Below are 7677 nucleotides of genomic sequence, written 5' to 3'. Positions count from 1 at the left end.
CGGCAGCAGCGAGCGCGCGCGCGCGCCCAGCGCGACCACGCGTCGGACGGGAGGCGCGGCGCCCGCCCGCACCGCGCCTCCCGTCCGACGCGTCAGCGGTGCCCCACGATCGACGGCACCGGCATGTGGTGCCGCATCCGCACCGCCAGGTGGAGCCCGCCGCGGCGGGCGAGCACGAGCCCGACGACGGCCGCGGCCGCGGCCGGCACGCCTCCGGCGACGACCATCCCGACGTGGGCCCCGAAGTGGTCGACCACCTGGCCCATGAGGGGGCCGCCGATCGCCTGCCCTCCGAGCAGCACGAGGACGTAGAGCGACATCACCCGGCCGCGGATCGCCACGTTCGAGGACAGCTGCACGAGCGAGTTCGACGCGGTCTGGAAGAGCAGCTGCGACATCCCGACGGCGACGAGCGCGACGGTGAACGGCGCGATGACCGGGATCGAGCCGGAGACCACGAGCAGGATCCCCGTCCAGAACACCCCGCCGACGATGGTGCGGAGCCGGACGGTGGCGCGCCGCGTCGAGAGCAGTGCGCCGGCCAGCGCGCCGATCGCGACGGCGGAGTTGAACACGCCGTAGCCACCAGCGCCGACGTCGTACACCTCGGACGCGAAGGCCGACAGCAGCACCGGCATCGTCAGCGCGAAGACCGAGAAGAACGCCACGAGGATGACCGGCACGATGATGGTCGGCTTCCGGACGGCGTAGCGGAGGCCCTCGACGAGCTGCCCCTTCCCGCGTGGTGCCGGGGGCGTGCGGTGGAGCTCCGAGACCTTCAGGAAGCCGAGCGTCACGACCACGGCGACGCAGGCGATCGCGTTGACGCCGAACGACCAGCCGGCGCCGACCGCGACGAGCAGCGCTCCGGAGAGGGCCGGGCCGATCATGCCGCCGAGCTGGAAGACCGACGAGTTCACGCTGATCGCGTTGCGCAGGTGCTCGTGGCCGACGATCTCGGTGACGAACACCTGGCGTGCGGGGTTGTCGATGACGGTGACCATGCCGACGACGAACGCGATCGCCCAGATGTGCCACGCCTGCACCACCCCGGACAGCGTCAGGACGGCGAGCAGGGCCGACAGCACGGCGAACGAGCCCTGCGTGATCATCATCAGCGCGCGCTTGGAGAACCGGTCGACGAGCACTCCGCCGAGGAGCCCGAACAGCAGCATCGGCGCGAACTGGCACGCGACCGTGATGCCGACCTGCGCGACCGACCCGGTGAGCTGCAGGACGAGCCAGTCCTGCGCGATGCGCTGCATCCAGCCGGCGGTCATCGCGACGAGGTTCGTGGCGGTGAAGAGCCGGAAGTTCGGCACCGACAGGGCGATGAGGGTGTGGCGCCACGGCGGTCGGGTGGCCTGGATCGGCAGCGGTTCGGTGGGCGGGGGGAGGGTCGTCGATGACGCACTCACGAGTGGGGGTCTCCGGAGGTCGAGGTGGAGCAGGCGGGACTGTACCCACTCGAAACTAACTGCGCGCGCCCCATTCGATACCCCTATGGTGGTTATCACTCCATTGCGAAGTCGAATGGGGTCGTCACGACGAAGGGTGTCCGGTGCTGGATCCGGTTCTGCTGCAGACGTTCCTCGCGGTCGCCGAGACGGGGAGCTTCACCCAGGCCGGCGCCCGACTCGGGATCAGCCAGCCCACGGTGTCGCAGCACGTGCGGCGGCTCGAGACGGCCGTCTCGCGGACCCTCGTCGCGCGGGACACCCGGGGCGTGGCGCTCACCGACAACGGGGACGCGATGGCCGGGTTCGCGCGGACGATCCTCGCGGCGCACGCCACCGCCGACGCGTACTTCTCGGGAGCCGCGACCCGCGGGCGGCTCCGGTTCGGGGCGGCCGACGACCTCGCGATCACGCAGCTGCCCCGGATCCTGCGGGACTTCCGACGGCTGCACCCGCAGGTGAACCTCGAGCTGACGGTGAACCAGTCGTCACCGCTGCTCCGCCGGGTGCACGCGGGGCAGCTCGACCTCGTGTTCATCAAGCAGACCGCGGGGGAGTCCGCCGAGGGCACCCGCGTCGCGACCGACCAGATGGTCTGGATGGCGCAGGACGGCATCGCGTTGGAGCCGGGGGAGCCCGTGCCGCTCATTGCGTACCAGGCGCCGAGCATCAGTCGACAGATGGCGATCGACGCGCTCGAGTCCGCCGGACGCACGTGGCGGATCACCTGCAACACGCGCGACGTGAACGGGGTGCTCGCGGCCGTCCGGGCGGGGATCGGGGTCGCGGTGTTCCCGCACTCGCTGATCCCGGCGGACCTCGTGAAGGTGTCGCAGCGGTTGGCGTTGCCGGACCTCCCGGCGGTCGACTACGTGCTCATCGCGAACCCGACGGTGCAGCGGGAACCGATCGACGCCCTGACGAACGCGATCCTGTCCCGCGGGGTGGTCCGCGCGGTGTGAGCGGGGTGACGCGTGGTCGTTTCGTGAGCAGGAATGGTCGGGTCAGTGGCGCGCACCCGACCATTTCTGCTCACGAAGTGCGCGGGGGCGCGCGGCGCAGCGCGCGGCGCGCTACGGCGCGAGCGTCGGGACCGTCCCCGTCCCGGTGAGGTCCGGCAGCGTCACCCCGACGAGCGGCAGCACCGCCGAGGCCACGGCCCACAGCAGCACGAGCGTCCCGACCCCGCCGAGCACGGCACCGAGGAGCGCGAGCGGCCGCTGCCACGTCGCCTCGGGCCGCCGCAGCGTCACGATCGAGAGCAGGAGCGCGAGCACGCCGAGCACCAGCCCGACACCGTGCACCGTCGCGGGGGCGGTGAACCACCACGCGCCGAGTCCGAGCGTGGCGAGTCCGGCAAGGGCGCCGAGGACGGCCCCGGGAGTCGTCCCCACCCGCTGCGTCGTCCCGGCGGCCTGGAGGCGCGGCCCGCCCCCGCCACGCACCGTCGCGGCAGCCGGGGTGGTCGCGTCCACCGCCGGGGGCGCGTCGGTCGCGGTCCTCGCGGTCGGCTTCCTCGTGCGCGACGGCCGGGCGGGCCTCGCGGCCTTCGGGGCCTTCGCGGGCTTCGTGCCCTTCGAGGGCTTCGTGCCCTTCGGCGTTCGTGGGCTCGTCGACCGGCTGCGTCCCGTGTCCGAGCCGCGGGTCGGCAGGTCGATCAGGGGGAGCGCTTCGGTCGGCGGCAGTGCATCCGCACGGGGAGCCGGTGTCGAGCCCGGGCCCCCGGGTGCCGGCGGAGCGATGACGGCGTCGAAGGCCGGCGACGCAGCCGGAGCGGCGGTCGCCGGAGCCGCGGCGGCCGGAGCGGCGGGGCGCTGGTGGGCGAACCGGGCGGGGGTGCGGTAGCCGATCGGTCCCGAGGGAGCCGGTTCCGACCCCTCGACGACGACGTGCTCGAGGCCCGGCACGGAGAACCGGGGCTGACCGACGACGGGGACGCTGGGGCCCGCCGGGACGACCGGCGCGGCGGGAGCGGGTGCGGCCCCCGGCGTGACGGACGCGGCACCGACGGCACCGACGGCACCGACGGCACCGACGGCGTCGATCGGCGAGATAGGGGCGGGGCCGATCGAGGCCGTGTCGAACGGGACCGTGTGCACCGCGGGCGAGGTCGGAGCCGGGGGCAGGAGGTGCTCCTCCGGCGGGAAGTCGGGCACCACGATGTCGTCGTCGACGAGTGCCGGTGTGGCGGGCGGTGCGGGGAGCGTGCTGCCGGGGCCAGCCGTCTCCGGAGCGGGGGCGGGCGCGACGGGGGCGGGGCGCGCCTCCAGGCCGTCTGCCGCGCCCTCGGGGGGAGCCGTGACCCAGTCGGGGACGGCGCGACGCGGCCGGTCCTCGTCCGGCATGCGATGCGATGCCACTGCGGTGCTCCCTCCGTAGGCTGATCCATCGTCAGTTCTAACGGCAACCCGTGCGGCTGGCGCAGCCCCAGTTCCGGGGTCGCCGGTACGGTCGGGGCATGACCGGAATCGAACACCGTCCACTCGGGCCGTCGGGGCTCGTCGTCTCCACCGTCGGCATCGGCTGCAACAACTTCGGCCGACCCGGCACGCTGACCGAGACGCAGGAGGGCACGGACGCCGTCGTCCACGCGGCCCTCGACGCCGGCGTCACCCTGTTCGACACCGCGGACGTCTACGGCGGCCGGTGCGGGCTGTCCGAGGAACTCCTCGGCAGGTCCATCGCGGGACGTCGCGACGAGATCGTCCTCGCCACGAAGTTCGGCATGGACATGCAGGGGGTGAACGGGCCGGACTGGGGCGTGCGGGGCTCCCGGCGGTACGTGCGGCTGGCGGTCGAGTCGTCGCTCAAGCGCCTCGGGACGGACTGGATCGACCTCTACCAGATGCACGGCCCGGACGACGTGACCTCGATCGAGGAGACGCTGTCCGTGCTCGACGACCTCGTCCGCGAGGGCAAGATCCGCTACATCGGCCACTCGAACTTCGCCGGGTGGCAGATCGCCGAGGCCGAGCTCACCGCCTCCATCGCCGGCACCACCGCGTTCGTGTCCGCGCAGAACGAGTACAGCCCGCTCGCCCGGGGCGTCGAGGACGAGGTGCTGCCGGCCGTCCGTGCGTACGCGCTCGGGTTCCTGCCGTACTTCCCGCTGTACAACGGCCTGCTGACGGGCAAGTACACGAAGGCAGGCGGGCCCGCGGACGGGCGGCTCACCACGGCGAAGCCGCAGCTGTTGCAGGACGCGCCGTGGGAGATCCTCGAGGAGTTCCAGCGGTTCTGCGACGAGCGCGGCGTCACGATGCTGCAGGCGACCTTCGCGTGGTTGCTGGCGCAGCCCGGGCTGTCGAGCGTCATCGCGGGGGCGACGAAGCCGGAGCAGATCCGGCAGAACGCCGAGGCCGGGACGGCGTGGGAGCCGTCCGAGGACGACCTCGCCGAGATGACGCTCGTCTTCGACGGCGCCTGAGCGGGCGCGCCGCGGCCCGCGGCCGCGGCCGGCAGCCGTGGGCGTCCTCACGCGCTGAGTGACACGTCACGCGTGACAGGGCGCGTGAAGTGTCGGCCAGCGCGTGAGGACGGTCGTCCTGCGGGACGGGAGGCGCGGTGCCGGACCGACCCGCGCCTCCCGTCCCGCAGGGGGTCGCGACCTACATGTCGCGGTACCGCTCCGCGGACGCGAGCGCCTCGCGCAGCTCCGCCGCGGTCAGCCGCGGGCCGTACCCGGGGGTGTCGCGCTGGATGCGCCAGCCCTCGGCGAGGGGCCCGGCGTCCACGACGTCGAACCCGAACTGGTCGATGAGGTCCGACACGACCCGCTTGGCCTCGGCGTCGTCCCCGGCCACCACGAGCGCGCGACGGTCCGGGGTGCCCGCAGCGGAGGCGTGGCCGGTGAGGTCCGCGGCGCCGATGTGGTTGAACGCCTTCACGACCCGGGCGCCGGGGAGGTGGTCCTGCAGGAGCTCCGCGGTCGTGGTGGTCTCGGAGTCGAGCGCCTCGATGCGGCCGTCGCGCTGCGGGTAGTAGTTGTTCGTGTCGATCACGACCTTGCCCTCGAGGGGGCCGGCCGGGATGGTCTCGATCGCGGCGAGCGGGGTCGTGACGACGACGATCTCGCCAGCGGCCGCCGCCTCGTCGCGGGTCGCGGCACGGGCACCCGCGCCGAGCTCCGCGACCAGGTCCGTGAGGGTCTCGGGGCCGCGGGAGTTCGCGATCACCACCTCGTGTCCGTTCCGCACCGCCAGCCGTGCGAGCTGGGATCCGATGTTGCCTGCGCCGATGATGCCGATTGTCGTCATGGTGTCCGAGCAACGCCCGACCCCGACCCGCCCATTCCCGACGGCCTGACCGCCTGCCGCCCTCGCTGCCGCCGAGGGTGCATGATGGCGGCATGGACCACGAGTTCCGCGACGAAGCCGACCAGGACCGCTACGCGATGTACGTCGGCGGCGAACTCGTGAGCGTCCTCGACTACCGCGAGAACGGCGACGCGATCGCGTTCCCACACACGTACACGGTGCCGAAGCACCGTGGGCACGGGTACGCCGCCGAGCTCGTCGACTTCGCGGTCGCCGACGTCGAGGCGAACTCCACCCGGCGCATCGTCCCGATGTGCTGGTTCGTCGGCAAGTGGTTCGACGAGCACCCCGAGAAGGCAGACCTGCTCAGCCGCGGCGCTGCGGACTGAGCCGAACCGGAAGGCCCCGCCCATGCCGACGATCACCCCGTTCCTCTGGTACGACGACCAGGCCGAGCAGGCGGCGGAGCACTACGTGTCGCTCTTCCCCGACAGCAGCATCGACAGCGTGAGCAAGACCCCGGACGGGCAGACCCTCGTCGTCGAGTTCACGCTCCTCGGCAAGCCCTACCGTGCGATGAACGGCGGTCCGGGGCACGAGCACACCGACGCGGTCTCGTTCCAGGTGGACGTCGACGACCAGGAGGAGCTCGACCGCATCTGGGACGCCCTGCTCGCCGACGGTGGCCGTCCGAGCCGGTGCGGGTGGCTCTTCGACCGCTGGGGTGTGGCGTGGCAGGTCACCCCGTCGATGATGGGCGACCTGATGACCGGCTCGGGCGACCCCGAGGCGAACGCCCGCGTCTTCGAGGCCATGATGCAGATGGTCAAGCTGGACATCCCCGCCCTGCGGGCCGCCGCGGCGGGTCACTGAGCCGGCGCGATCCGTACCCGCCGGTATGGTGGCGGGACCGAACACCGCCGGCAGGTCCCGGCGCAGACAGGCTGGAGTCCGTCCGATGAGCGAACCGAGGCCCGATGTCCGCAACAGCGACATCGGACGCGCGTACACGGAACTCGCCCGCATCACCCGCCGCGCGAGCATCCGGGCACGCGGCTCGGAGGCGATCCTCAGCGTCGTCGACCAGTCCCTCGTCGACTTCGTCGTCCAGCACGAGGGCTGCATGGCGATCGACATCGCCCGGTACCTGCGGCTGAACCGCTCCACGATCTCGCGGCAGCTGTCCGGGCTGCTGGCGGCCGGGCTCATCCGGACGGTCGACGGCGGGACCGGCAACGCCAAGCCCCTCGTGGCCACCGATGCCGGCCGTGCTGCACTCGAACGCTCCGTGCAGCTGCACCGCGACGCGCTCGACGAACGGCTCGCGAGCTGGTCGGACGACGACATCGCGCTCCTCGCGGGGCTCCTCGAACGGCTCGGCGCCGCGGACGAGGCGGGGCTGCCGATGCCCGGACGCACCACGCCGTGACGACCTCGTTCGTCCTGCTCTCGGACACCCACCTGCCGAAGCGGGCGAAGGACCTGCCCGCCGGGCTCTGGGCGGACATCGACGCCGCGGACCTCGTGGTGCACGCCGGCGACTGGGTGGACCTCGCGACGCTCGATGCCGTCCAGGCCCGGTCGGCGCGTTTCGAGGGCGTCCGCGGCAACAACGACGGCCCCGAGTTCGACGACCGCCTGCCGCTCGAGGCCCGCTTCGTCGTCGAGGACCTGCGCGTCGCCCTGGTGCACGAGACCGGTGCCGCGACGGGCCGTGAGCGTCGCATGACGGCCGCGTACCCGGACGTCGACGTGCTCGTCTTCGGCCACTCGCACATCCCGTGGGACACGGTCGCGCCGTCGGGGCTGCGGCTGCTCAATCCGGGTTCGCCGACGGACCGGCGCCGCCAGCCGGACCACACGTGGATGCGCGGTGCGGTCGACGGCCGCGACCTGTCGGTCGAGCTGGTGCGGCTGCCTCCCGCGACCCGCTGACGGCCTGGAGGCGCGGGTCGGCCCCGCAC

Annotated in this window: 9 protein-coding genes; 6 read left to right on the top strand and 3 right to left on the bottom strand. The window is 73.0% G+C overall.

The features are described 5' to 3' along the window. Nucleotides 1-92: 92 nt before the first annotated feature. Nucleotides 93-1418: an MFS transporter gene (locus HWD93_RS17910; RefSeq protein ID WP_083403507.1), complete on the bottom strand. Its 1326-nt coding sequence runs from the start codon at nucleotides 1416-1418 to the stop codon at nucleotides 93-95. Nucleotides 1419-1561: 143 nt separating this feature from the next. Between HWD93_RS17910 and HWD93_RS17905 the strand changes: the two genes are divergently transcribed. Next, a complete protein-coding gene (locus HWD93_RS17905; protein WP_070418614.1) occupies nucleotides 1562-2419 on the top strand; it encodes a LysR substrate-binding domain-containing protein in 858 nt (285 codons plus the stop codon). Between the two features lie 111 nt (nucleotides 2420-2530). Here HWD93_RS17905 and HWD93_RS17900 read toward each other — a convergent pair whose 3' ends face one another. Further along, entirely contained in the window at nucleotides 2531-3817 is a 1287-nt protein-coding gene (locus tag HWD93_RS17900; protein ID WP_261647551.1) for a hypothetical protein, read from the bottom strand. A 98-nt stretch (nucleotides 3818-3915) separates the two neighbouring features. Between HWD93_RS17900 and HWD93_RS17895 the strand changes: the two genes are divergently transcribed. Continuing rightward, the gene (locus HWD93_RS17895; RefSeq protein WP_261647550.1) at nucleotides 3916-4884 is read left to right on the top strand and encodes an aldo/keto reductase; all 969 of its coding nucleotides are present in this window, start codon (nucleotides 3916-3918) and stop codon (nucleotides 4882-4884) included. 181 nt (nucleotides 4885-5065) lie between these two features. On the opposite strand, the gene HWD93_RS17890 is transcribed toward HWD93_RS17895, so the two are convergent. Further along, nucleotides 5066-5713: an NADPH-dependent F420 reductase gene (locus HWD93_RS17890; protein WP_261647549.1), complete on the bottom strand. Its 648-nt coding sequence runs from the start codon at nucleotides 5711-5713 to the stop codon at nucleotides 5066-5068. Nucleotides 5714-5805: 92 nt separating this feature from the next. Between HWD93_RS17890 and HWD93_RS17885 the strand changes: the two genes are divergently transcribed. The 4 genes from HWD93_RS17885 to HWD93_RS17870 all read left to right on the top strand — a co-directional run bounded on the left by HWD93_RS17885 (nucleotide 5806) and on the right by HWD93_RS17870 (nucleotide 7648). Then, nucleotides 5806-6102, top strand: a complete 297-nt coding sequence (locus HWD93_RS17885) for a GNAT family N-acetyltransferase (protein ID WP_070418618.1) — start codon at nucleotides 5806-5808, stop codon at nucleotides 6100-6102. A gap of 22 nt (nucleotides 6103-6124) precedes the next feature. Then, complete coding sequence (locus tag HWD93_RS17880; RefSeq protein WP_070418619.1) at nucleotides 6125-6586, top strand: VOC family protein; 462 nt, start codon at nucleotides 6125-6127, stop codon at nucleotides 6584-6586. Nucleotides 6587-6671: 85 nt separating this feature from the next. Then, nucleotides 6672-7142 carry a MarR family winged helix-turn-helix transcriptional regulator gene (locus HWD93_RS17875; protein ID WP_070418620.1) on the top strand — a complete coding sequence of 157 codons (471 nt, stop codon included), beginning with the start codon at nucleotides 6672-6674 and terminating at the stop codon, nucleotides 7140-7142. Further along, the gene (locus tag HWD93_RS17870) at nucleotides 7139-7648 is read left to right on the top strand and encodes a YfcE family phosphodiesterase (protein WP_261647548.1); all 510 of its coding nucleotides are present in this window, start codon (nucleotides 7139-7141) and stop codon (nucleotides 7646-7648) included. The genes HWD93_RS17875 and HWD93_RS17870 overlap by 4 nt, the downstream gene beginning before the upstream one ends. Nucleotides 7649-7677: the final 29 nt, after the last annotated feature.

This window comes from Curtobacterium sp. C2H10 (assembly GCF_025407985.1).
Lineage (GTDB): Bacteria > Actinomycetota > Actinomycetes > Actinomycetales > Microbacteriaceae > Curtobacterium.
This window is presented reverse-complemented; position numbering and strand designations above follow the sequence as displayed.